The organism is Enterobacter cloacae complex sp. I3, from assembly GCF_014896175.1.
In the GTDB taxonomy this organism is placed as follows: domain Bacteria; phylum Pseudomonadota; class Gammaproteobacteria; order Enterobacterales; family Enterobacteriaceae; genus Enterobacter; species Enterobacter bugandensis.
On record NZ_JADBQZ010000006.1, the window covers coordinates 125,080 to 149,276 of the forward strand.

21 protein-coding genes are annotated in these 24,197 nt (G+C 56.8%); 13 read left to right on the plus strand and 8 right to left on the minus strand.

Annotated features, from left to right (window positions below; genetic code table 11):
• Nucleotides 1-5 precede the first annotated feature (5 nt).
• The gene (gene dld, locus IM271_RS06235) at nt 6-1,754 is read right to left on the minus strand and encodes a D-lactate dehydrogenase (RefSeq protein WP_045259739.1); all 1,749 of its coding nucleotides are present in this window, start codon (nt 1,752-1,754) and stop codon (nt 6-8) included.
• Between the two features lie 189 nt (nt 1,755-1,943).
• Between dld and bglX the strand changes: the two genes are divergently transcribed.
• From bglX to IM271_RS06260, 5 genes are all read left to right on the plus strand, one after another.
• Nucleotides 1,944-4,241, plus strand: coding sequence for a beta-glucosidase BglX (gene bglX, locus IM271_RS06240; protein ID WP_193052324.1), 2,298 nt, complete (start codon nt 1,944-1,946; stop codon nt 4,239-4,241).
• A gap of 146 nt (nt 4,242-4,387) precedes the next feature.
• Nucleotides 4,388-5,305 (plus strand): ABC transporter substrate-binding protein, encoded by a 918-nt coding sequence (locus IM271_RS06245; RefSeq protein ID WP_028013842.1) that lies wholly within the window; start codon nt 4,388-4,390, stop codon nt 5,303-5,305.
• 12 nt (nt 5,306-5,317) lie between these two features.
• On the plus strand, nt 5,318-6,475 hold the full coding sequence (locus IM271_RS06250) for an ABC transporter permease (protein WP_193052325.1): 1,158 nt from the start codon (nt 5,318-5,320) through the stop codon (nt 6,473-6,475).
• Nucleotides 6,468-7,418 (plus strand): ABC transporter ATP-binding protein, encoded by a 951-nt coding sequence (locus tag IM271_RS06255; RefSeq protein ID WP_193052326.1) that lies wholly within the window; start codon nt 6,468-6,470, stop codon nt 7,416-7,418. The genes IM271_RS06250 and IM271_RS06255 overlap by 8 nt, the downstream gene beginning before the upstream one ends.
• Nucleotides 7,402-8,139 carry an ABC transporter permease gene (locus tag IM271_RS06260; RefSeq protein ID WP_193052327.1) on the plus strand — a complete coding sequence of 246 codons (738 nt, stop codon included), beginning with the start codon at nt 7,402-7,404 and terminating at the stop codon, nt 8,137-8,139. Before IM271_RS06255 ends, IM271_RS06260 begins: the two co-directional genes overlap by 17 nt.
• Here IM271_RS06260 and IM271_RS06265 read toward each other — a convergent pair.
• Nucleotides 8,114-8,227, minus strand: a complete 114-nt coding sequence (locus tag IM271_RS06265; protein WP_008500895.1) for a protein YohO — start codon at nt 8,225-8,227, stop codon at nt 8,114-8,116. The genes IM271_RS06260 and IM271_RS06265 overlap by 26 nt on opposite strands.
• Before the next feature lie 69 nt (nt 8,228-8,296).
• Nucleotides 8,297-9,037 carry an HTH-type transcriptional regulator MlrA gene (mlrA, locus tag IM271_RS06270; protein WP_193052328.1) on the minus strand — a complete coding sequence of 247 codons (741 nt, stop codon included), beginning with the start codon at nt 9,035-9,037 and terminating at the stop codon, nt 8,297-8,299.
• 218 nt (nt 9,038-9,255) lie between these two features.
• On the opposite strand from mlrA, the gene IM271_RS06275 reads away from it, so the two are divergent.
• From IM271_RS06275 to IM271_RS06285, 3 genes are read left to right on the plus strand one after another with little or no spacing between them, the layout of a single operon-like run.
• Nucleotides 9,256-10,941 carry a sensor histidine kinase gene (locus IM271_RS06275; protein ID WP_193052329.1) on the plus strand — a complete coding sequence of 562 codons (1,686 nt, stop codon included), beginning with the start codon at nt 9,256-9,258 and terminating at the stop codon, nt 10,939-10,941.
• Nucleotides 10,935-11,654: a two-component system response regulator BtsR gene (gene btsR / locus IM271_RS06280; RefSeq protein ID WP_023312443.1), complete on the plus strand. Its 720-nt coding sequence runs from the start codon at nt 10,935-10,937 to the stop codon at nt 11,652-11,654. Before IM271_RS06275 ends, btsR begins: the two co-directional genes overlap by 7 nt.
• 46 nt (nt 11,655-11,700) lie before the next feature.
• A complete protein-coding gene (locus tag IM271_RS06285) occupies nt 11,701-12,171 on the plus strand; it encodes a DUF1456 family protein (protein ID WP_193052330.1) in 471 nt (156 codons plus the stop codon).
• A gap of 31 nt (nt 12,172-12,202) precedes the next feature.
• On the opposite strand, the gene metG is transcribed toward IM271_RS06285, so the two are convergent.
• Entirely contained in the window at nt 12,203-14,236 is a 2,034-nt protein-coding gene (gene metG, locus IM271_RS06290) for a methionine--tRNA ligase (protein WP_047363114.1), read from the minus strand.
• A 137-nt stretch (nt 14,237-14,373) separates the two neighbouring features.
• On the opposite strand from metG, the gene apbC reads away from it, so the two are divergent.
• Complete coding sequence (gene apbC, locus IM271_RS06295) at nt 14,374-15,483, plus strand: iron-sulfur cluster carrier protein ApbC (RefSeq protein ID WP_028013834.1); 1,110 nt, start codon at nt 14,374-14,376, stop codon at nt 15,481-15,483.
• A gap of 93 nt (nt 15,484-15,576) precedes the next feature.
• On the opposite strand, the gene IM271_RS06300 is transcribed toward apbC, so the two are convergent.
• Together IM271_RS06300 and IM271_RS06305 are read right to left on the minus strand one after the other, a co-directional pair.
• Entirely contained in the window at nt 15,577-16,056 is a 480-nt protein-coding gene (locus tag IM271_RS06300) for a GNAT family N-acetyltransferase (RefSeq protein ID WP_045259769.1), read from the minus strand.
• Complete coding sequence (locus IM271_RS06305; RefSeq protein ID WP_008500887.1) at nt 16,007-16,339, minus strand: RcnB family protein; 333 nt, start codon at nt 16,337-16,339, stop codon at nt 16,007-16,009. The genes IM271_RS06300 and IM271_RS06305 overlap by 50 nt, the downstream gene beginning before the upstream one ends.
• A 475-nt stretch (nt 16,340-16,814) precedes the next feature.
• Here IM271_RS06305 and IM271_RS06310 point away from each other — a divergent pair, with 475 nt between their 5' ends.
• From IM271_RS06310 to IM271_RS06325, 4 genes are all read left to right on the plus strand, one after another.
• Complete coding sequence (locus IM271_RS06310; RefSeq protein ID WP_193052331.1) at nt 16,815-17,954, plus strand: polysaccharide export protein; 1,140 nt, start codon at nt 16,815-16,817, stop codon at nt 17,952-17,954.
• Nucleotides 17,954-18,403 (plus strand): protein-tyrosine-phosphatase, encoded by a 450-nt coding sequence (locus IM271_RS06315; protein ID WP_048957523.1) that lies wholly within the window; start codon nt 17,954-17,956, stop codon nt 18,401-18,403. Before IM271_RS06310 ends, IM271_RS06315 begins: the two co-directional genes overlap by 1 nt.
• Nucleotides 18,403-20,577 carry a polysaccharide biosynthesis tyrosine autokinase gene (locus IM271_RS06320; protein ID WP_193052332.1) on the plus strand — a complete coding sequence of 725 codons (2,175 nt, stop codon included), beginning with the start codon at nt 18,403-18,405 and terminating at the stop codon, nt 20,575-20,577. Before IM271_RS06315 ends, IM271_RS06320 begins: the two co-directional genes overlap by 1 nt.
• 75 nt (nt 20,578-20,652) lie before the next feature.
• Nucleotides 20,653-21,168, plus strand: a complete 516-nt coding sequence (locus tag IM271_RS06325; RefSeq protein ID WP_045259750.1) for a protein disulfide oxidoreductase — start codon at nt 20,653-20,655, stop codon at nt 21,166-21,168.
• 35 nt (nt 21,169-21,203) lie between these two features.
• On the opposite strand, the gene IM271_RS06330 is transcribed toward IM271_RS06325, so the two are convergent.
• Together IM271_RS06330 and IM271_RS06335 are read right to left on the minus strand one after the other, a co-directional pair.
• Entirely contained in the window at nt 21,204-22,670 is a 1,467-nt protein-coding gene (locus IM271_RS06330; RefSeq protein WP_193052333.1) for an aspartate aminotransferase family protein, read from the minus strand.
• 18 nt (nt 22,671-22,688) lie between these two features.
• Complete coding sequence (locus IM271_RS06335) at nt 22,689-24,065, minus strand: diaminobutyrate--2-oxoglutarate transaminase (protein WP_014884533.1); 1,377 nt, start codon at nt 24,063-24,065, stop codon at nt 22,689-22,691.
• Between the last annotated feature and the right edge of the window lie 132 nt (nt 24,066-24,197).

Here is a 24,197-nt window from a genome sequence, read left to right on the forward strand (position 1 = left end):
AGGGTTTAATCAGACGCTTGCGTTATGCGCTGCTCCGCGTCTGCACTCTCTTTCCAGTATTTCTTCCGCGTTGTTTTCCCGATCCCGGGGTTCATGCTGTTTGTAGGGTCATTCTCGCGATAAAACTGCTTAAGGGCGTCAGGGGCCTTATAAAGATGCCCGACGTTATGTTCCGCAGGATATTGTGCGCCACGCTCGCGCAGCAGGGCGAGCATCTGCTCTTTCAGTTCGTGAGCATCTACCCCTTTTTTGACGATGTAGTCCTGATGGAAGACGTAGCACATAAAGTGGCCGTAATAGAGCTTATGCACCAGCTTGCTGTCGATTTCCGGCGGCAGATGCTCAAACCATTCGGTGTCGTTGCGTCGCAGGGCGATATCCAGCGCCAGAATATCTTCCACCTCTTCGGAATGCACCGCCTGGTAACGGATAGCGGCACCCGCCGCGGCGAAGCGGTGCAGGAAGGCTTTGCTGCCTTCTTCCGGCGTGCAGGCAAAGAAATCACCCTCAGCCGTCCTGAAGAACTCGGTCAGCCAGCTCTGCGCTTCGGCGATCCCGTCCCCGGCCATTTTCAGCAGCAGGTGATGTTCGTACTTATCACGCCAGGTTTTCATTCGCTCCGGCAGATGTGCAGGGAAAACGTTGCCCAGCTTCTGCATAAAGCGGTCGGTAAAGTGGGGCTTGAACAGCGGCACTTTCTCCAGCATCGCGTCGGTGCGGCCCTTCATGGTGAAGAAGAACGGCATTTTGTCGGTGCCAAGCTTATCGATCATCAGGAAGGTGTCTTTCCCGTAGCGCTCCGCGATGTCGTAAATATCCCGATGCATGTACTCGCCCGCCACCGGCAGGTGGGTGAATTCGCCCAGAATATGGCGACGAATTTCGGTCAGGACCTCAGGCTGATTGGTGCCGATGTAAAATACCTGCTGCTTTTTCTCTGCCGGGAAGGTGTCGAGACGTACCGCAAAAACCGCCAGCTTGCCCGCGCAGCCGGACGATTCAAACAGGCGATCCGGGTCGGCGTTGTAGCGCGCCGGGGTATCGGCCTCGATATCGCGCACGCGGGTGATGTAATCGTGGTCGTGCGCGTGGCGACCATCGTGTTGCACGTCTTCGTCCCTCACGCGGTCGTCGTCGAGCTTGCTGAGGATCTGTTCCGGCGTCACGCCCAGATCGATGCCCAGGTGGTTCACCAGCGTCAGCTTGCCGTTTTCATCGATGCGGGCAAAAAGTGACATTTCGGTGTAGGCCGGGCCGCGCTGGACCAGCGAACCGCCGGAGTTATTGCAAATCCCACCGACCACCGAGGCGCCAATGCAGGAGGAGCCGATCACCGAGTGCGGCTCGCGGCCCAGCGGCTTAAGCGCTTTTTCCAGCGAGTAGAGCGTGGTGCCCGGGAACGCGAGCACCTGCTCGCCTTTGTCCAGCAGGTGCAGCTTGTCGAGGCGCAGAGTGCTGATAATCACGATATCGCGATCGTAATCGTTGCCGTTCGGCGTGGAACCTTCGGTCAGGCCGGTGTTGGCCGCCTGCATTAAAATAATTTTGTCCGCCGCAACGCAGGCGCTCAGCACGCGCCACAGCTCCAGCAGCGTGCCGGGGAAGACCACCGCCAGCGCGTCGCCCTGGCCGGAGCGGAAACCCTTACGGTAGCGGGCGGTTTTGGCCGGGTCGGTAAGCAGGTGAGAGGAGCCAACCAGGCGCGACAGTTCGTTAATAAATGTTTTGTTATCGTCAGTTCGAACAGAAGTCATCTTCCACTCCTTGTGGTGGGGCAAATTTCTCGCTGTAAAGCATAGCGCGATTAACTGTTCAGCGGTCGAGTATTCACGAGAAAAATCAGAGAATAACCCTGCAACGTTCAGAGGGTTTATGGCACACTGCGCTTTTCGCACGGTCTGGCCGGGTGCTTCCCACGGTTATTGATGAGAGAGAATAACAACATGAAATGGCTATGTTCTGTAGGTGTCGCCGTCAGCCTGGCGCTGCAACCTGCGCTGGCAGAGGATTTGTTTGGTAATCACCCGCTCACGCCTGAAGCCCGCGACGCGTTTGTCACGGAGTTGCTTAAGAAGATGACGGTCGATGAAAAAATCGGCCAGCTGCGTCTGATCAGCGTTGGCCCGGATAACCCGAAAGAGGCCATCCGCGAGATGATCAAAGAGAACCAGGTGGGCGCGATTTTTAACACCGTCACCCGCCAGGATATCCGCGCCATGCAGGATCAGGTGATGCAGCTCAGCCGCCTGAAAATCCCGCTGTTCTTCGCCTATGACGTGGTGCACGGCCAGCGTACCGTCTTCCCAATCAGCCTCGGCTTAGCCTCCTCGTTTAACCTCGACGCGGTGAAAACCGTCGGGCGCGTGTCGGCCTATGAAGCGGCGGACGACGGCCTGAACATGACCTGGGCACCGATGGTGGACGTCTCGCGCGATCCGCGCTGGGGCCGCGCCTCGGAAGGCTTCGGTGAAGATACCTATTTAACGGCCACGATGGGCAAAACCATGGTGGAAGCGATGCAGGGCAAGAGCCCGGCGGACCGCTACTCGGTGATGACCAGCGTTAAACACTTTGCGGCCTACGGCGCCGTGGAAGGCGGTAAAGAGTACAACACCGTCGACATGAGCCCACAGCGCCTGTTTAACGACTACATGCCGCCGTACAAGGCAGGGCTGGATGCGGGCAGCGGCGCGGTGATGGTGGCGCTGAACTCGCTGAACGGCACGCCTGCGACCTCCGATTCCTGGCTGCTGAAAGACGTGCTGCGCGACCAGTGGGGCTTTAAGGGCATCACCGTTTCCGACCACGGCGCGATTAAAGAGCTGATCAAGCACGGCACGGCGTCCGATCCAGAAGACGCGGTGCGCGTGGCGCTCAAGTCCGGCATCAACATGAGCATGAGCGACGAGTACTACAGCAAATACCTGCCGGGGCTGGTGAAGAGCGGCAAGGTAACGATGGCGGAGCTGGACGATGCCGCGCGCCACGTGCTGAACGTGAAATATGACATGGGGCTGTTTAACGATCCGTACAGCCACCTGGGGCCGAAAGATTCTGACCCGGCGGATACCAACGCCGAAAGCCGCCTGCACCGCAAAGAAGCGCGTGAAGTGGCGCGCGAAAGCCTGGTGCTGCTGAAGAACCGCCTCGACACGCTGCCGCTTAAAAAATCCGGCACTATTGCTGTGGTCGGCCCGCTGGCTGACAGCAAGCGCGACGTGATGGGGAGCTGGTCTGCTGCGGGCGTGGCCGATCAGTCCGTTACCGTCCTGACCGGCATCAAGAGCGCCGTCGGTGAAAACGCCAAAGTGGTGTACGCCAAAGGGGCGAACGTCACCGACGATAAAGACATCGTCACCTTCCTCAACCAGTACGAGGAAGCGGTGAAGGTCGATCCGCGCACGCCGAAGGAGATGATCGACGAAGCGGTCAACGCGGCGAAGCAGTCTGACGTCGTTGTCGCGGTCGTGGGGGAAGCGCAGGGTATGGCGCACGAAGCCTCCAGCCGTACCGACATCACCATCCCGCAGAGCCAGCGCGATCTGATCGCCGCCCTGAAAGCGACCGGCAAGCCGCTTGTGCTGGTGCTGATGAACGGTCGTCCGCTGGCGCTGGTGAAAGAGGACCAGCAGGCTGACGCCATTCTGGAAACCTGGTTCGCCGGCACCGAAGGCGGTAACGCCATCGCCGACGTGCTGTTTGGCGATTACAACCCGTCGGGCAAGCTGCCGATGTCCTTCCCGCGCTCCGTCGGGCAGATCCCGGTTTACTACAGCCACCTGAACACCGGTCGCCCGTACAACGCCGACAAGCCGAACAAATACACGTCTCGTTATTTTGACGAAGCTAACGGCCCGCTCTACCCGTTTGGTTATGGCCTGAGCTACACCACCTTCAAGGTCTCTGAGGTGAAAATGTCGGCGCCGAGCCTGAAGCGTGACGGCAAGGTCACCGCCAGCGTCGAGGTGATCAACACCGGCAAGCGTGAAGGGGCAACGGTGATTCAGATGTACGTGCAGGATGTCACCGCCTCGATGAGCCGTCCTGTGAAGCAGCTGCGCGGCTTTGAGAAGGTCAATCTCAAGCCTGGCGAAACCAAAACCATCAGCTTCCCGATTGACGTGGATGCGCTGAAGTTCTGGAACCAGCAGATGAAATATGATGCGGAACCGGGCAAGTTTAACGTCTTTATCGGGGTGGATTCCGCCCGCGTAAATAAAGGCGAGTTCGAGCTGCTGTAACCTTTCCCTCCTTTGCATCCCCCGTCCATCGGGGGATGCGTCTTACCTTATGCTAAAAAGGCATTTTGCCGGGTAAATCCGCCGTTTTAAGCTACGCTTTTCTCTCAAGCCTCTGAAAAAGGCGATAAAAAAATGAGGACAGCGGAATGACGATTAAATCGGGGATGGTAGTTTCTGCGGCGCTGCTCGCGGCGCTAAGCCTGCCGTTACAGGCGGCGGAGCCGGTAAAAGTGGGCTCAAAGATCGATACCGAGGGCGCGCTGCTCGGGAATATTATTCTCCAGGTGCTGGAAAGCCACGGCGTGAAAACCGTCAATAAAGTTCAGCTGGGCACCACGCCCGTCGTGCGCGGCGCGATTACCTCCGGCGAGCTGGATATCTATCCTGAATACACCGGCAACGGCGCGTTCTTCTTTAAAGAAGAGAACGATCCGGCATGGAAAAACGCCAAAGCTGGCTATGAAAAAGTCAAAAAACTCGACGCGGAACAGAACAAGCTGGTCTGGCTGACCCCGGCCCCGGCCAACAATACCTGGACTATCGCCGTGCGTAAGGACGTGGCGGAGAAAGGGAAGCTCACCTCGCTTGCGGATCTCAGCCGCTACCTGAAAGAGAAGGGCGACTTCAAGCTCGCGGCGTCCGCGGAGTTTATCGAGCGTCCCGACGCGCTCCCTGCATTCGAAAAAGCGTACGACTTCAAGCTCGACCAGGCGCAACTGCTCTCGCTGGCGGGCGGAGATACGGCGGTAACCATTAAGGCGGCGGCGCAGCAAACCTCCGGCGTTAACGCGGCGATGGCCTACGGCACCGACGGCCCGGTCGCGGCGCTGGGCCTGCAAACCCTGACCGATCCAAAAGGCGTTCAGCCGATCTACGCTCCAACCCCGGTTGTGCGTGAGGCGGTGCTGAAAGCCTACCCGGATATTGCGGAATGGCTCAAACCGGTCTTCGAAAGGCTGGATGAAAAAACGCTGCAACAGCTGAATGCCAGCATTGCCGTCGAGGGACTGGATGCCAAAAAAGTGGCCGCCGACTTCCTGAAACAACAAGGGCTTGTGAAGTAACGGGAAAGGGCTGTGCCAATAAAATGTCATAACCGCGTACTGCTGCTGTTGGCCTGCGTGGCCATCGCGGCGGTCGCGTTACCGTTTGTGAACGTCGCGCCTAACCGCCTGATGTCGGGGGAAGGGCGTGCTCTCTGGGACGTATGGTCGTTCACGCCGTGGTGGTTGGCGGCTGCGCTGGCCGCGTGGGTTGGACTGTCGCTCTGGCAAGGGCGAACGGCGCAGTGGCTGACGCTGCTGCTCTCGGAAGGTCTCTTTATCACGCTGTTCTGGAGCGCCGGGCTGGCGGCAACGCATATGGCCTCGGCGGAAAGTCCGCTGGCGAGAACCACGCCAGGCAGCGGCCTGTGGCTCTGGCTGGCTTTGTGTTTACTGGCCAGCAGCGATGCGATTCGTCGTCTCATCGCCAGTTCTGTCTGGCGCTGGGTGCTTAATGCGCAGATATGGTCTATTCCGCTGCTGTTATTGTTCAGCGGTGAACTGAACAACCTCTCGCTGTTAAAAGAGTACGCCAACCGTCAGGAGGTGTTTGATGATGCCCTGGCGCAACATCTGACGATCCTTTTCGGCACGCTGATCCCGGCGCTGCTGATCGGGATACCGCTCGGTATGTGGTGTTATCGTCATCCCTCACGTCAGGGTAGCATCTTTGCCGTGCTCAACGTCATCCAGACCATTCCCTCCGTTGCGCTGTTTGGCCTGCTGATTGCCCCCCTGGCCGGGCTGGTGAAGTCGTTTCCCGCGCTGGGCGCGGTGGGTATCGCCGGAACGGGGCTAACGCCCGCGCTGATTGCGCTGGTGCTGTACGCGCTGCTCCCGCTGGTGCGCGGCGTAGTCGCGGGCTTAAGCCAGGTTGCGCCGGATGTGCTGGAAAGCGCCCATGCGATGGGGATGAGCGCGCGACAGTGTTTCTGGAAGATTCAGCTCCCGCTGGCGCTGCCCCTGCTGCTGCGCAGCCTGCGTGTGGTAGCGGTTCAGACCGTTGGCATGGCGGTGATTGCCGCGCTGATTGGAGCAGGCGGCTTTGGCGCGCTGGTGTTCCAGGGGCTGCTGAGCAGCGCCCTCGATCTGGTGTTGTTAGGCGTAGTCCCTACCATTGCGCTGGCGGTTGTCGTCGACGCCCTGTTTGCCTTATGGCTCGCGCTGCTCAGGAGAAGAGCCAATGATTGAATTTCATGATGTGAATAAAACCTTTGCCGGCCGCCCGGCGGCAAGCCATCTGAACCTGAACTTTGCCGAGGGGGCATTTTCCGTGCTGATTGGCACTTCGGGCTCGGGAAAATCCACCACGCTGAAGATGATCAACCGGCTGGTGGAGCATGACAGCGGGTTAATTCGCTTTGCCGGGGAAGAGATCCGCAGCCTGCCGGTGCTGGAGCTGCGCCGCCGAATGGGCTATGCCATTCAGTCTATCGGCCTGTTTCCGCACTGGACGGTGGCACAGAACATCGCCACCGTGCTGCAGCTGGAGAAATGGTCGCGGGCTAAAATCGCTGACCGCGTTGATGAACTGATGTCTCTGCTGGGGCTGGAGCCCGCGTTGCGCGACCGCTATCCTCACCAGCTCTCCGGTGGACAACAGCAGCGCGTGGGCGTGGCGCGCGCGCTGGCGGCTAACCCGCAGGTGCTGCTGATGGATGAACCCTTTGGCGCGCTGGATCCCGTTACGCGCGGGGCGCTGCAAACGGAGATGACCCGCATTCACCGCATTCTTGGTCGAACCATCGTCCTCGTGACGCACGATATAGATGAAGCCCTGCGCCTGGCCGACCATTTGGTGCTGATGGACCACGGCGAGGTGGTGCAGCAGGGCGCGCCGCTTGCGCTGCTGACCAGCCCGAAGAATGACTTTGTACGCGAGTTTTTTGGCCGCAGCGAGCTGGGCGTCAGGCTGCTCTCCCTGCGGACGGTCGGAGACTATATGCGCCGTGAGAATGCACCGCCCGGCGGGGAACCGCTACAGGAGCAGATGAGCCTGCGGGATGCCCTCTCCGCGTTTGTCGCGCGCCGGTGCGAAGTCCTGCCCGTGGCGGATGCCCGGGGTGCGCCGTGCGGCAGCCTGCATTTTCGCGATCTGCTGGCCGGGGAGGTGACGCGTGAAGGCACTGCGTGATCCGCTCCCCTGGCTGGTAGCGCTCTTTGTCGCCTTACTGTTTCTGATGCCTCACAGCGCGGCGCTGTTTAACACTCTTTTTCCGGGGCTACCGCGGCCGGTGTATCAGCAGGAGAGCTTTATTAACCTTGCCCTGGCGCATCTCTGGCTGGTGGCGCTCTCAAGCGTCATTGCGGTGGTGCTGGGAGTAGGGGCGGGCATCGCGGTCACGCGACCTGCGGGCCGGGAGTTTCGTCCGCTGGTGGAGACGGTTGCGGCCATTGGACAGACGTTTCCGCCAGTGGCGGTGCTGGCGATAGCGGTGCCGGTGATGGGTTTTGGTCAGCAGCCCGCGATTATTGCGCTGATTCTGTACGGCGTGTTGCCCGTTCTGCAGGGCACGCTGGCGGGCGTTGCGGCGGTCCCGGCGTCTGTTTTAAGCGTGGCGGAAGGGATGGGGATGAGCCGCTGGCAGCGGCTGCGCAAGATAGAACTGCCGCTTGCGGCACCGGTTATTATTGCCGGGATCCGCACGTCGGTGATCATTAACATCGGGACGGCGACCATTGCGTCTACGGTCGGTGCCAATACGCTGGGAACGCCGATCATCATCGGCTTAAGCGGGTTTAATACGGCTTATATTGTGCAGGGGGCGGTGCTGGTCGCGCTGGCGGCCATCGTTGTCGATCGCCTTTTTGAGCGGCTGGCGCTGTACCTCAGCCGACACCGCCACGAACGATAAACGAGTATCCTGCAAGCATCACGCCGCCGATACCGCTTACGGCCATCAGGACAAAAAGGGTAATAATGGCGAGTTTAGTTGCCTTCATCATATGCTCCTGTTGTTAACGGAACAATTATACGGTGAAGCGCAGCTGTTAATGAACCATTAAATGCCGTTATGACTCATCCGGGCCAAGGGAATAAACCGGATAACCATGCTCACGCCACTCCGTCAGCAGCTGTTGCTGCGTGGCGGACGGCACTTCGCCACACCAGACCAGCAGGGTCTGGCCGTCGAAAAACTCGGGTTTGAGCTGCCCCAGCGAGTGCGCAAGGACATCCACGCGCCAGCCCTTTTGGGTGGCGATCCACGCTTCCAGCCACAGGCGGGTTGTATCGTGCACGTTCCAGCCGACCACCAGCGCATCTTTTCCTGCCTTGTTCTTCGCCGAGGCAAGACAGACGGCGATATAGTTGATCAGCACTCCGTCAAGCATGCTGAGCAGCGCCTGCAGGGTAGACTGTTGGCACTGCAGGCGCCGACGGAGCGGAATGAAAAGATGGGTGATAAGCGTTTTCGCCGGATAATCGCGACCCTGCTCTTTGATCCAGGCGCGCAGTCGCTGCAGGTTACCCGCCTGCAGGAGGCGCAGCAGCGTTTCCTGCTGCTCGCGCCAGAGGCGTTGCGTGTCCGGGTCGTCGTGGCTCAGCAGGGACTTCACTTTCCCGACCTGCACCCCGTTGTCGATCCAGCTTTTGATTTCGCGGATCCGGTCGATATCGGCATCGTTGAAAAGGCGATGACCACCGTCCGTCCTCTGCGGTTTGAGCAATCCATACCGTCGCTGCCACGCCCGTAGGGTAACGGGATTGATATCACAAAGGAGTGCCACTTCACCGATTGTGTAAAGCGCCATATTTGCCCCCTGGCTTACGCGTCCCCAGCTTAACTGTAGACCCACTTTGCCGAACCAGGAAGAGTTGATTAATTTTTAAACAAATAATGCGAAGCATGCGCGATGTGCAGAAAAAGATGTGATAACGGACACGATTTTGCGCTTTTTTGGGGCGCTTCAAAGAAAGTTCAGCCGCATCCGTGTATGTTACGCGTTTTTTAGCGTGTGCGGTTTTGAGTATGTACGAGTTTAACCTGGTGCTGCTGTTGCTTCAGCAGATGTGCGTGTTTCTGGTCATTGCCTGGCTGATGAGCAAAACGCGTCTTTTCATTCCGCTGATGCAGGTCACCGTACGTCTGCCGCACAAGCTGCTCTGCTACGTCACCTTCTCTATTTTTTGCATCATGGGGACCTACTTCGGCCTCCACATCGAAGACTCTATTGCTAATACGCGCGCCATCGGCGCGGTGATGGGCGGGCTGCTGGGCGGCCCGGTCGTCGGTTGCCTTGTCGGTTTAACCGGTGGGCTGCATCGCTATTCCATGGGCGGGATGACGGCGCTCAGCTGCATGATCTCCACGATCGTCGAAGGACTGCTGGGTGGCTTGGTGCACAGCTATATGATTAAGCGCGGTCGCCCGGACAAGGTGTTTAGCCCGCTTACCGCCGGGGCCATTACATTTGTGGCTGAAATGGCGCAGATGGCGATCATTCTGCTGATTGCCCGCCCGTTCGAGGATGCTCTGCACCTGGTCAGCAGTATTGCCGCCCCGATGATGGTGACCAACACCGTCGGCGCGGCGCTGTTTATGCGTATTCTGCTCGACAAGCGCGCCATGTTTGAGAAGTACACCTCGGCCTTTTCCGCCACGGCGCTGAAGGTTGCCGCCTCGACCGAAGGGATCCTGCGTCAGGGATTTAACGAAGAGAACAGCATGAAGGTCGCGCAGGTACTTTATAAAGAGCTGGATATCGGTGCGGTGGCCATTACCGATCGCGAAAAGCTGCTGGCGTTTACCGGCACCGGAGACGATCACCACCTGCCGGGCAAACCGATCTCGTCGACCTATACGCTGCGCGCCATTGAAACCGGCGAAGTAGTGTATGCCGACGGTAACGAAGTGCCTTACCGCTGCTCGCTGCATCCGCAGTGCAAGCTGGGCTCCACGCTCGTCATTCCGCTGCGCGGGGAAAATCAGCGGGTGATGGGCACCATCAAGCTGTATGAGGCGAAAAACCGTCTGTTCAGCTCCATCAACCGCACGCTGGGGGAGGGTATCGCCCAGCTTCTTTCCGCGCAAATTCTGGCCGGGCAGTATGAACGGCAGAAAGCCCTGCTGACGCAGTCTGAAATTAAGCTGCTGCATGCTCAGGTCAATCCGCATTTCCTGTTTAATGCCCTCAACACGCTCAAAGCGGTGATTCGCCGCGACAGCGATCAGGCCGCGCAGCTGGTGCAGTTTTTGTCGACCTTTTTCCGTAAAAACCTGAAGCGCCCGTCAGAGATCGTGACCCTCGCCGATGAAATTGAGCACGTGAATGCCTATCTGCAAATTGAGCAGGCGCGGTTTCAGTCCCGCCTGCAGGTGTCGCTCTCCGTTCCGGACGAGCTGGCGTATCAGCATCTTCCGGCCTTTACCCTGCAGCCTATTGTGGAGAACGCCATCAAGCACGGTACCTCGCAGCTGCTGGGGACAGGGGAGATAACCATTGCCGCCAGCCGTTTTAACCACCATCTGGTGCTGGATATTGAAGATAACGCCGGGCTGTACCAGCCTTCCGCTTCGGGCGGATTAGGGATGAGCCTGGTGGATAAACGTCTGCGCGCCCATTTTGGCGACGACTGTGGCATTACCGTCGCCTGCGAGCCTGACCGTTTTACCCGTATTACCGTTCGACTGCCGCTGGAGGAAAACGCATGTTAAGAGTGCTGATCGTGGATGACGAGCCGCTGGCACGGGAAAACCTGCGCGTTCTGCTGCAGGAGCAGCCAGACATTGAGATTGTGGGGGAGTGCGCCAACGCCATTGAGGCCATCGGTGCGGTGCACAAGCTGCGCCCGGACGTGCTGTTCCTCGACATTCAGATGCCGCGCATCAGCGGGCTGGAGATGGTCGGCATGCTCGACCCGGCGCATCGTCCCTACATCGTGTTTCTGACGGCGTTCGACGAATATGCCGTTAAGGCTTTTGAGGAGCACGCTTTCGATTATTTACTCAAGCCGATTGAAGAGAAGCGGCTGGAAAAAACGCTCACCCGCTTACGCCAGGAGCGAACCGTCCAGGACGTTACGCTGCTGCCGGAAAACCAGCAGCCGCTGAAATTTATCCCCTGCACCGGGCACAGCCGGATTTATCTGCTGCAAATGGATGATGTGGCGTTTGTCAGCAGCCGCCTGAGCGGGGTGTTTGTCACCAGCGCGGAAGGGAACGAAGGGTTTACCGAGCTGACCCTGCGCACGCTGGAGAGCCGCACGCCGCTGATTCGCTGTCACCGTCAGTATCTGGTGAACATGGCGCACCTGAAGGAGATCCGTCTGGAAGATAACGGTCAGGCCGAGCTGGTGCTGCGCGCCGGGCAGACCGTCCCCGTCAGCCGTCGCTATCTGAAAAGTTTGAAAGAGGCGATTGGCCTGTAAAACTGGTACACTGCGCGCCATTGCATCATCGACATTCGAAGGCTCTATGCTAAGTAACGATATTCTTCGTAGCCTGCGCTACACCCTGAAAGCAAACAATAACGACATGGTGCGCATTCTTGCGCTGTACGACATGGAATCCACGTCTGCAAATTTTGATACCTGGATGACCAAAGAGGACGAAGAGGGCTTCGTCCGCTGCCCGGACATCATTCTGTCGGGTTTTCTGAACGGGCTGATTTACGATAAACGTGGAAAAGATGACTCCGCGCCCGAGCTGGCGCTGGAGCGTCGCGTGAACAACAACACGGTGCTGAAAAAGCTGCGTATCGCCTTCTCGCTGAAAACGGACGATATCCAGGCGATCATGACCGAGCAGAAATACCGCGTGTCGATGCCGGAAATCACTGCCATGATGCGCGCGCCGGACCACAAAAATTACCGCGAGTGCGGCGACCAGTTTCTGCGTAATTTCCTGCGCGGGCTGACCCATCGGGTGCATCATCCGAAACCATAAAAAAAGCCGGAGATTATCTCCGGCTTTTTTGTTATTTCACCTGCTGGCCCGGCTTCGCGCCTTCGTCTGGGCTTAACAGGAAGATATCCTTCCCGCCAGGGCCTGCTGCCATCACCATCCCCTCGGAAATGCCGAAGCGCATTTTGCGCGGCGCCAGGTTGGCGACCATCACGGTTTGACGGCCGATCAGCACCTGCGGGTCCGGGTAGGCAGAACGGATGCCGGAGAAGACGTTGCGCTTCTCGCCGCCGAGATCCAGCGTCAGGCGCAGCAGCTTGTCAGAGCCTTCCACGAATTCTGCGTTTTCAATCAGCGCCACGCGCAGGTCGACTTTAGCGAAATCATCAAAGGTGATGGTTTCCTGAATCGGATCGTCCGCCAGCGGGCCGGTTACCGGTGCTGCAGCCGCTTTCACCTCTTCTTTAGAGGCTTCGACCAGCGCTTCAACCTGCTTCATCTCGATGCGGTTATACAGCGCCTTAAAGGTGTTCACCTTGTGGCCGAGCAGCGGCTGCGCCATTGCATCCCAGGTCAGTTCGGTGTTCAGGAACGCTTCAGCGCGGGCTGCCAGCTGCGGCAGAACCGGCTTCAGGTACGTCATCAGCACGCGGAACAGGTTGATGCCCATGGAGCAGATGGCCTGCAGATCGGCATCGCGGCCTTCCTGTTTAGCGACAACCCACGGCGCCTGCTCGTCCACATAGCGGTTAGCCAGATCAGCCAGCGCCATGATTTCACGCACTGCTTTACCGAACTCGCGCGTTTCCCAGGCTTCGCCAATGGTGGCTGCCGCGTCGGTGAAGGTTTGGTACAGGGCAGGGTCCGCCAGCTCAGCGGCCATTACGCCGTCAAAGCGCTTGGCGATAAAGCCCGCGTTACGGGACGCCAGGTTCACCACCTTGTTGACGATGTCTGCGTTCACGCGCTGCACGAAATCTTCCAGGTTCAGGTCGATATCGTCGATGCGGGAAGAGAGCTTCGCGGTGTAGTAGTAGCGCAGGCTGTCTGCGTCGAAGTGGTTCAGCCAGGTGCTGGCTTTGATGAACGTCCCGCGGGACTTGGACATTTTCGCGCCGTTCACCGTGACGTAGCCGTGAACAAACAGGTTGGTTGGCTTGCGGAAGTTGCTGCCTTCCAGCATGGCCGGCCAGAACAGGCTGTGGAAGTAAACAATGTCTTTGCCGATGAAGTGGTACAGCTCGGCGGTAGAGTCTTTCTTCCAGTATTCGTCGAAGCTGACGGCGTCGCCACGCTTGTCGCACAGGTTCTTGAAGGAGCCCATGTAGCCGATTGGCGCATCCAGCCAGACGTAGAAATATTTGCCCGGCGCATTCGGGATTTCGAAGCCAAAGTACGGCGCATCGCGGGAGATATCCCACTGCTGCAGGCCGGATTCGAACCACTCCTGCATCTTGTTCGCCACCTGCTCCTGCAGCGCGCCACTGCGGGTCCAAGCCTGCAGCATTTCGCTGAAGGACGGCAGGTCGAAGAAGAAGTGCTCGGAATCACGCATCACAGGTGTGGCGCCGGATACCACGGATTTGGGCTCAATCAGTTCGGTCGGGCTGTAGGTCGCGCCGCAGACTTCGCAGTTATCGCCGTACTGATCCGGGGATTTACATTTTGGACAGGTGCCTTTGACGAAACGGTCCGGCAGGAACATGCCTTTTTCCGGATCGTACAGCTGAGAGATAGTACGGTTTTTGATGAAACCGTTCTCTTTCAGACGGGTGTAGATCAGCTCCGACAGCTCGCGGTTTTCGTCGCTGTGCGTGGAGTGATAGTTGTCATAGCTGATGTCAAAGCCAGCAAAATCGGTCTGATGCTCCTGACTCATTTCGGCAATCATCTGCTCAGGGGAAATCCCCAGCTGCTGCGCTTTCAGCATGATCGGCGTGCCGTGGGCATCGTCCGCACAGATGAAGTTAACCTCGTGGCCGCGCATTCGCTGGTAACGGACCCAGACATCAGCCTGGATATGCTCCAGCATGTGGCCGAGGTGGATTGAGCCGTTGGCGTACGGCAGGGCGCACGTTACCAGAATTTTTTTCGCGACTTGAGTCATAGTAGGCATTACTTCTTTTAACTGTGAAAAGGGTTTTCGATATTACCAAAAGGGGCATTATTAAGTAAGCACAAACCACGGCCTTTCAGGTAAACTTGTTTGTCTAAGGTCTTATTCACAAGAACAAAGGAGTCGGGATGAGTTCTCAATCCCAGGCCAAATCACCGGAAGCCTTACGAGCAATGGTCGCCGGGACGCTGGCTAACTTTCAGCATCCAACCCTGAAACATAACCTCACTACGCTGAAAGCGTTACACCACGTCGCGTGGCTGGACGATACGCTGCACGTTGAAGTGCAGATGCCGTTCGTCTGGACCAGCGCCTTTGACGCGCTGAAAGAGCAGACCAGCGCCGAGCTGCTGCGCATTACCGGTGCGAAAGCGATTGACTGGAAGCTGAGCCACAGTATCGCCACGCTGAAGCGTGTGAAAAATCAGCCGGGCGTCAATGGGGTGAAAAACATCATCGCCGTGAGTTCAGGTAAGGGTGGGGTGGGTAAATCCTCTACCGCCGTCAACCTCGCGCTCGCGCTGGCGGCGGAAGGGGCAAAGGTCGGTATTCTGGATGCCGATATCTACGGTCCGTCTATTCCAAACATGCTGGGTGCGGAAAATCAGCGTCCAACCTCGCCGGACGGCACGCATATGGCGCCGATCGTGGCGCACGGTCTGGCGACCAACTCCATCGGTTACCTGGTGACCGACGATAACGCCATGGTCTGGCGCGGCCCGATGGCCAGCAAAGCGTTGCTGCAGATGCTGCAGGAAACGATGTGGCCGGATCTGGATTATCTGGTGCTGGACATGCCGCCGGGCACCGGTGACATTCAGCTGACGCTGGCGCAGAACATCCCTGTAACGGGGGCCGTTGTGGTCACCACGCCGCAGGATATCGCGCTGATCGACGCCAAAAAAGGCATCGTGATGTTCGAGAAAGTGGAAGTGCCGGTGCTCGGCATCGTCGAGAACATGAGCATGCACATCTGCAGCAACTGCGGACACCATGAGCCTATCTTTGGTACGGGTGGGGCGGAAAAACTGGCAGCGCAGTATCACACCCAGCTGCTGGGGCAGATGCCGCTGCATATTTCCTTGCGTGAAGATCTGGACAGCGGGAAGCCGACGGTCGTCAGCCGTCCGGACAGCGAGTTCGCTGAGATGTATCGCCAGCTGGCGGGGCGCGTTGCGGCGCAGCTGTACTGGCAAGGTGAAGTGATCCCGGGTGAAATCGCGTTCCGCGCGGTGTAACCCCCCAGCGCTGGATTGCCGGGTGGCGGTTTCGCCTTACCCGGCCTACGAAATACGATTTTGTAGGTCAGGTATGCGAAGCGCCACCTGACTTTACCCAAGCCGGTAATGCATAAGATAGTACTCTCCCTCAGGAGAATTCCCCGTCGCCTCAATGTGCCAGCCGTGGCGCTGGTAAAACGTAATAGCCCGCGCATTTTTCACCAGACACTTGAGTGAGCCCGTGCTGGTAAACGTCTTCTGTACGTGCTCAAGCAACACATGTCCGACGCCCAGGCTCTGATACTGCGGGTCGACAAACAGGTTGTGCAGAAAATTATCGTTCGTCCAGACTGAGGCGAAGCCAAGACGGTGCCCATCCTGCTCCGCCACCCAAATCTCTTCGTCCAGGGTTGCCGCGTCAAAATCTTCAAGCTGCCACGCAGAACTGTCCAGCCACGGCCAGGCTTCACGCCGGGCGTGGAGGTAGAGCGTACGCAGGAAAGGGCGGTCGCTCTCCTGCCACGGACGGATTACGATCGTATCAGCGATGATAGAAAATATCTCCATTGTAGGCTTTGTAGATTTTGCCATCTGCATCGCCAATCAGGACGTAGTTTTCGCCCATGTAGGTCCAGTGGGTACCGGCATCCGGTGCCGGAAGGTTACGCAGCTGGTACTGTTTAATGGTGTACTCCGGCGTTTGATACTGCGCCGGTGCCGTATCGCCGATTTTAAACTTCGTGAAATCGGCGATGAACTCTTGTTCTTCATAGGCCTTGATGCCCGATGGCGCAGCGGCGGTTTGCGGAGCAGAAAACGCGGAGCCCGCCAGAGACAGTAATACACCCAGAAGCAGCAATTTACGCTTAGCCATTTTTTCTCCAGTGATATTGTTTCAGAGACTTTCGTCTGCAGGGCACACAGCACAAGACAGACGGTCTATTTTAAGTATCAAAGCATGATGCGTTTGATAAAAAATGTAACAAAAGTGGAGGGGTTTGGGTAGTCGATAACGGTGATGCGCATCATTGCGGTGAATGTTGATTGTGCGGAATATTTGTTATTTTTATTATTTTATTAATCTATTCTGAAAATAAGTTTATACGTCAAAATAGCACCGTTAAGCGAATGCTTTCGTAAGGGATAACATTTAATATCGCGGCGCATAAAGTATTATTACTCTCCGTTTTCTTGCGCAATTGTGCGCTGTTTTTTAACGTTTTAAACAACAGCGAACGTGTGTTTTACAGCATCGCGGGGAAATAATAAATAACTATATTTCAATGACTTGCTTGCTTTCTTTTGCGAGTTAACTACCCAGCGCAACGATAAATCAACATTTTATATAAATGAAAAATACAACTGCTCTTTTACTGTCCTTTCTGACGCTCAGCCAGCTAACAGGATGTGTATTTTCACCAGGCCAGAACTTAAGTCTTTCCGGGAAAAAAGTCACTACCGGTGAGGAAATTAACGATCCGCTGGACAAACGCGTGGAAGTTTTTCCTTTAACCCCTGGATTGATTGAAAAACTGCGCCCACCCGTTTCTAAATCTCAGGCAAATCCTACTCTGGATGAGCAGCTCAAAAACTGGGAATACCGCATTGGCACAGGGGACATTTTGACGGTCACCGTCTGGGATCACCCTGAACTCACGACGCCCGCAGGGCAGTACCGTAGCGCGAGCGACGCGGGTAACTGGGTTAACGCCGATGGTACGCTTTTCTACCCCTACGTCGGCAAGCTGAAAGTGGCGGGCAAAACGGTTTCGCAGGTACGTGAGGAGATCACCGAGCGGCTGGATGAGGTCATTGAGAGCCCTCAGGTGGACGTCAGCGTTGCCTCCTTCCGTTCTCAAAAAGCCTATATCACCGGAGAGGTTGAGAAATCGGGCCAGCAGCCAATAACCAATATTCCATTGACGGTAATGGATGCGGTGAACGCCGCGGGCGGTCTCTCTGCGGATGCCGACTGGCGTAACGTCGTGCTCACGCATGATGGCCAGGACTCGCGCCTTTCCCTCTATGCTCTGATGCAACATGGCGATTTAACCCAAAATAAGCTGCTTTATCCGGGCGATATCCTGTTTGTTCCCCGGAACGACGCGCTGAAAGTGTTTGTGATGGGCGAGGTGGTTAAACAGAGCACCCTTAAGATGGATCGTAGCGGCATGACGCTGGCCGAAGCCCTGGGGAATGCAGGCGGGCTTAACCAGAATATGGCCGATGCAACCGGGATTTTTGTTATTCGCCCGGTTTCACGAAAAGGCGAGAAAGACAAAATCGCCAACATCTATCAACTCAATGCGGAAGATGCCTCAGCCATGGTGCTGAGCACAGAATTCGAGCTGGAACCGTACGACATTGTCTATGTCACGACGGCACCGCTTTCACGCTGGAATCGTGTGATCGCCCAGCTGGTACCCACCATCAGTGGCGTACATGACCTGACCGAAACCGTCCGTTACATCAGGTCGTGGCCGCAATAATGTTCAATTCAATTCTCGTGGTTTGCACCGGCAATATTTGCCGTTCACCGATGGGTGAGCGGCTGTTGCGCCAGCAGCTACCCGACGCGCAGGTGACCTCGGCAGGTATTTTCGGTCTTGAAGGACGCCCGGCGGATGCGACTGCAAAGGCAGTCGCCTTACGTCATGGCGTTTCGCTGGAAGGTCACGTGGCGCGTAAGGTCACACGTTTTCTGTTACAAAAATCCGATTTGATTCTGGTGATGGAGCCAGAGCATCTCCGTTTTATTGCCTCAGTGGCGCCGGAGAATCGGGGGAAATCGCTGTTGTTTGGTCAGTGGCTGGAAACAAAGGACATTCCCGACCCGTATCGCAAAAGCCGGGAAGCCTTCGAATATGTTTTCGAGCAGTTAGGAAAAGCCAGTCAGGAATGGGCTCGTCGTTTGCGTCAACAAGGAATGAAGCAGTAATGTCGTCTCATAAATCAGACAAATTTGGTGCTGCGACACCGCATGATAATGAAATTGATCTCATTCAGCTGCTGGCTGAGATGTTTGATCATCGGGTAATGATAGCGTGCATCACGCTCCTGTTCACCGTATGCGCCGGGATCTATGCGTATAGCGTCACACCGATCTATCAGGCTGATGCCCTTGTGCAGATAGAAGCGAAGCAGGACAACTCGTTGCTCAAAAGCTTAAGCCAGTTTGGTACCGATCTTTCACCTGATGTTGCGCCCGAACTCTTGCTGCTCAAGTCGCGGATGATTCTGGGAGAGACCGTTGATAAGCTGGGGCTAACGTACAGCGTCAAACGGCGCGTGCTGCCCGTCATTGGGCCGCTGCTGGAACGAGGGCATAAAGCCGATGAACTGATAATTGGCGCGCTTACTCTTCCTCTTCTGGAAGACAAGCCACAGGAACTTTTACTGACCGTTCAGGAGCAGGGCCGGTATCACCTCGAAGGAAAAACGCTTGAGGCTGATGGCGTTGTTGGGAAAACGCTGGTTAAAGACGGAGTAACGCTGCTTGTCACCTCGCTCAGTGCGGCACCAGGCACCCGGTTTGCCCTCAAAACCGTCACAAAGCTTGAAGCAATTAACGCCCTTCAGCGCCGACTCATTGTTTCTGAGTCGGCGAAGCAGAGCGGAATTATCACCTTAACGCTGACGGGCGAGGACCCTGACAAGATCGCCGTGGTGCTCAATACCATTGCTGAAAATTATCTCAGCCAGAATATTGCGCGCCAGGAAGCTAAAGATACCCGCAGCCTGACGTTTTTACAGGACCAATTACCTAAAATCAGGCGCGAACTGGATGAAGCCGAAGCACGACTGAACGCCTACAGAGAGCAGCGCGATTCTGTCGATCTATCCCTTGAGGCGAAGACGGTTCTCGATCAGGTTGTCAATGTGGAAAATCAGCTTAACGAGCTGACGTTCCGCGAAGCAGAAGTTTCTCAGCTTTTCAAAAAGGATCACCCAACCTACCGCGCCTTACGGGAAAAAAAACAGACCCTGGAGCAGGAACGTACGCGCCTGAATAACCGCGTCTCATCCATGCCTTCTACGCAGCAGGAAATTTTGCGTTTAAGCCGTGACGTTGAGTCCGGGCGCACCATCTACCTGCAGCTGCTGACGCGTCAGCAGGAGCTGAATATCTCGCGCTCCAGCGCCATCGGAAACGTGCGGATCATTGACCCTGCAGTAACGCAGCCTGGACCCGTCAAACCGCACAAAGTGATTATCATTGTGTTCGGTATGCTGGTGGGATTGATGCTCTCTGCAGGAACGGTGTTGGTACGCTCTGCGTTTAAACGGGGCATCACCTCGTCTGAACAGCTGGAAGCGCAGGGAATGCCTCTTCTGGCTACGCTCCCGCGTTCAGTGTGGCTATGGAAAAAAACGCATTTGCGCAGAAGGACGCTGTTTGCTTCCCACTGGAAGCACAGGACGTCAAACGTACCTTTCCTGCCCGTTGACCGTCCGGCGGATATATTTGTCGAGGCGGTGCGCGGGTTACGCACCAGTCTGCATTTTACCATGATGAATGCCGTTAATCGGATAGTGGTGATTTCAGGCCCTTCGCAGGACTGCGGAAAGACTTTGGTTAGCACCTCGCTGGCGTCGATTGCCGCTCAGGCAGGTCAACGGGTGCTGTTTATTGATGCGGATATGCGCAAGGGATATGTTCACAATATTTTCAAACTGAACAACCAGCATGGGTTGTCCGGCGTGCTGGGGGGAAGCGTAGAGTGGCAGGATGCGATTCAACGCTTCGAGAAAGGTGGCTTTGATGTCTTGACCTGTGGACCTCAGCCTTCACATCCTGTCGAGCTGCTCATGAATGAGCGCTTCCAGACGGTAATGTCGCGAATAGACAAAGAGTACGACATCGTGATTGTCGACACGCCACCGGTGCTGGCCGTGACGGATGCGCTACTCGTCGCCAGAGCCGCGGCAACCACGTTGCTGGTTGCCCGTTTCGGTAAAACCAGCGTCAAAGAGAGCGAAAACTGTCGGAAGCGTCTGCAGCAGATGGGCGTCCAGGTTGAAGGCGCGATTCTCAATGATATTGTGAAATCCGCTGCGTTCTATTACCACTCGGGTTATAGCCATTACAACTACGGCTATACCCCGGAATAAAGTGACGCGACACTTCTTTACAGCATGACGCCGAATAGCCCGCTAAGATGACCTCCGTCAAATCGAGAGGTCATAATGGATAACCGTAAATTGAGTCGCCTGCGCCGCTGGGCGCGGGAAGGGATCATACTCATTCTGCTTACGCTGGCGGTTATGTGGGGCGTGGATCAATACCGAAAGCCGTCATTACCCGCCAGCTTTAGCGCAACGCCTATGCAGAGCATCGACGGTAACATTCACGATATCGCGGCGCTCAGCAAGGAGCGCCCCCTGCTGATTTACGTCTGGGCAACCTGGTGTAGCATCTGTCGTTATACGACACCTGCGGTCGATAAGCTGGCAAAAGAGGGCGGTAACGTCGTGAGCATTGCCATGCGCTCCGGTGACGATGCAAAGCTCGCTCGCTGGGCTGAAAAGAAAAACTTGAGTATGCCGGTGATTAACGATGCAAACGGTGCCGTGTCGCAGCAGTGGCAGGTGAGCGTAACGCCGACGCTGGTGATTGTGTCAAAGGGGAAAGTAGTCAGTACCACAACGGGCTGGACGAGCTACTGGGGATTGAAAATCAGAATGTGGTGGGCAGGCGTATAAGATAACCCCTCTTCCGACGGAAGAGGGGTTTTGTATTAATTAGCGAGAACTTCCTGCGCGGTGCGCTCAACCAGCGACAGCAGGATTTTGATATCCTCCAGCGTCACGGTTGGGTTCAGCAGAGTCAGCTTCAGGCAGGTGATGCCGTTATGCTCGGTCACACCGACGTTTGCACGGCCGGATTCCAGCAGCGCATCACCAATTTTCTGGTTCAGCAGGGCGATGCCCGCGTCGTCCATCTGCACCTGGCCACGGAAGCGGAACAGCACGCTTGCCAGCTGTGGCTGCATAACCAGTTCCAGAGCAGGCTGCTCTTTCACGTAGGCCGCAACCTGCTGCGCCAGCGTTACGCCGTGATCGATGATCGCCGCGTATTGCTCCTGACCCAGCGCTTCCAGGCTCATCCACAGCTTTAGCGCGTCGAAACGACGGGTGGTCTGCAGAGATTTGGACACCAGATTAGGCACGCCCGCTTCTTCGTCGAACTCAGAGTTCAGGTAGGCCGCCTGATAGCGCATCAGCTCATAGTGACGCGCTTCTTTCAGCAGGAACGCGCCGCAGCTGATGGTCTGGAAGAACTGCTTGTGGAAGTCCAGGGTGACGGAATCCACCAGCTCGATGCCGTCCAGGTAGTGACGATACTGATCGGACATCAGCAGCGCGCCGCCCCAGGCCGCGTCAACGTGTACCCAGATATTCTGCTTCGCCGCCAGTTCAGCAATGGCACGCAGCGGATCGATAGCACCGGCATCGGTAGTACCTGCCGTCGCGACGATGGCCAGAATCTGCTCCCCGTTCGCGTTGCACTGCTCGATTTTCGCCGCCAGATCGGTCAGATCCATGCGGGAGAACTCGTCAGTTTTCACCTGCACTACGGACTGATAGCCCAGGCCCATCAGCGCCATGTTTTTCTGCACGGAGAAGTGCGCGTTCTCGGAGCACAGCACGCGAATTTTGCGCAGATCGCCCACCAGACCGTTCTGCTGAACGGAGTGGCCCTGACGCGCGAAGAATGCGTCACGCGCCAGCATCAGACCCATTAGGTTGCTCTGGGTACCGCCGCTGGTGAACACACCCGCGTCGCCAGCCTGATAACCCACGCGGGTACGCAGCCACTCGATCAGTTTGATCTCAATAATGGTTGCGGACGGGCTTTGATCCCAGGAGTCCATACTCTGGTTAGTGGCGTTGATCAGCACTTCCGCCGCCTGGCTTACCACCAGGCTTGGGCAGTGCAGGTGCGCCACACACTGCGGGTGATGAACGGACAAGCTGTCTTTCAGGAAGAATTCCACGGCGCGTTCAATCGCCGCTTCGTTGCCCAGCCCTTTCGGGTTGAAATCCAGCTTAATACGGTCGCGCAGCTCCGCGACCGTTTTTCCCTGGTACATCTCAGGCTGCTTCAGCCACTGCATCACAGCCTGAGTGCTTTGTTCAATCGCCTGCTGGTAAGCTTCAATGCTCTGCGCAGAGGAGAACAAAATTGGGTTTGAATCTGACATCGTAATCAACTACTCCGGTTACGCCGGGCGAACGCCCGCAGCAAGCAGTGCCTGCTCGAATTTATCCAGGAAGATTTTCAGCTCTTCGTCGCTGATCAGCAGGGAAGGCAGCAGGCGCAGAACGATACCGTTACGACCACCACGCTCCAGAATCAGACCGGCTTCAAAGCACTTCTTCTGAATCAGCGCAGACAGCTCGCCGTCGCCAGGGAAGCAGCCCATATGGTCAGCAGCTTCGTGTGGCTTAACGATCTCGATACCGATCATCATGCCCAGACCGCGCACGTGACCGATGACCGGATAACGTTTTGCCATCTCTTTCAGCTGGCCTTTCAGCCATTCGCCCTGTGCAGCCACTTTGCCCGCGATGTTCTGGTCTTTCAGGATTTTCAGCGTCGTCAGGCCGGTTGCCATTGCCAGCTGGTTGCCGCGGAAGGTACCGGTGTGGTGGCCTGGCGCCCATGCGTCGAACTGCTTTTTGATACCGAGCACGGCCAGCGGCAGACCGCCACCAACCGCTTTAGACATCACGATGATGTCTGGCTCGATGCCCGCGTGTTCGAAGGCGAAGAATTTACCGGTACGGGCAAAGCCAGCCTGAACTTCGTCGAGGATCAGCAGAATGCCGTGTTCCTGAGTCACTTTACGAATGCGCTGCAACCACTCAGCCGGAGCCGGGTTCACGCCGCCTTCGCCCTGAACGGCTTCCAGGATCACCGCGGCAGGTTTACGCACGCCGCTTTCAACGTCGTTGATCAGGTTGTCGAAGTAGTAAGTCAGCGCTTTCACGCCCGCTTCACCACCGATACCCAGCGGGCAGCGGTACTCGTGCGGGTAAGGCATGAACTGCACTTCTGGCATCATACCGTCAACCGCTTCTTTCGGAGACAGGTTGCCGGTCACGGACAGTGCGCCGTGGGTCATGCCGTGGTAACCGCCAGAGAAGCTGATGATACCGCTACGGCCGGTCACTTTTTTCGCCAGCTTCAGCGCCGCTTCAACGGCGTCGGCACCGGATGGACCGGTGAACTGCAGGCAGTACTCTTTGCCCTGACCAGGCAGCAGAGAGAGCAGATATTCAGAAAACGCGTCTTTCAGAGGCGTAGTCAGATCCAGAGTGTGTAACGGCAAGCCGCTGGTAATGACATTTTGGATGCTTTTCAGCACATCAGGATGGTTATGGCCAAGCGCAAGGGTCCCTGCGCCTGCTAAACAGTCAAGGTATTCTTTATTATCTGCATCGGTGATCCACACGCCTTCTGCTTTAGTAATCGCTAAAGGCAGTTTGCGCGGATAACTCCTGACGTTAGATTCAAACTCGGCCTGACGGGCCAGATAGGTTTCGTTGCTTTTGTGGGCATCTACGGTGTCAATACGGACTTTATCCGTCATCATATCACTCCTACAACCGCCGCTTCGCTATGAGCCACGATTGAATAAAAAGTTAAAAAACAGATGGGGCCTGAAAAAAACGCCGCCAATATAGAGCCTTTTGTCACGGGGCTCAATGGTTAATTTGTTTACTGT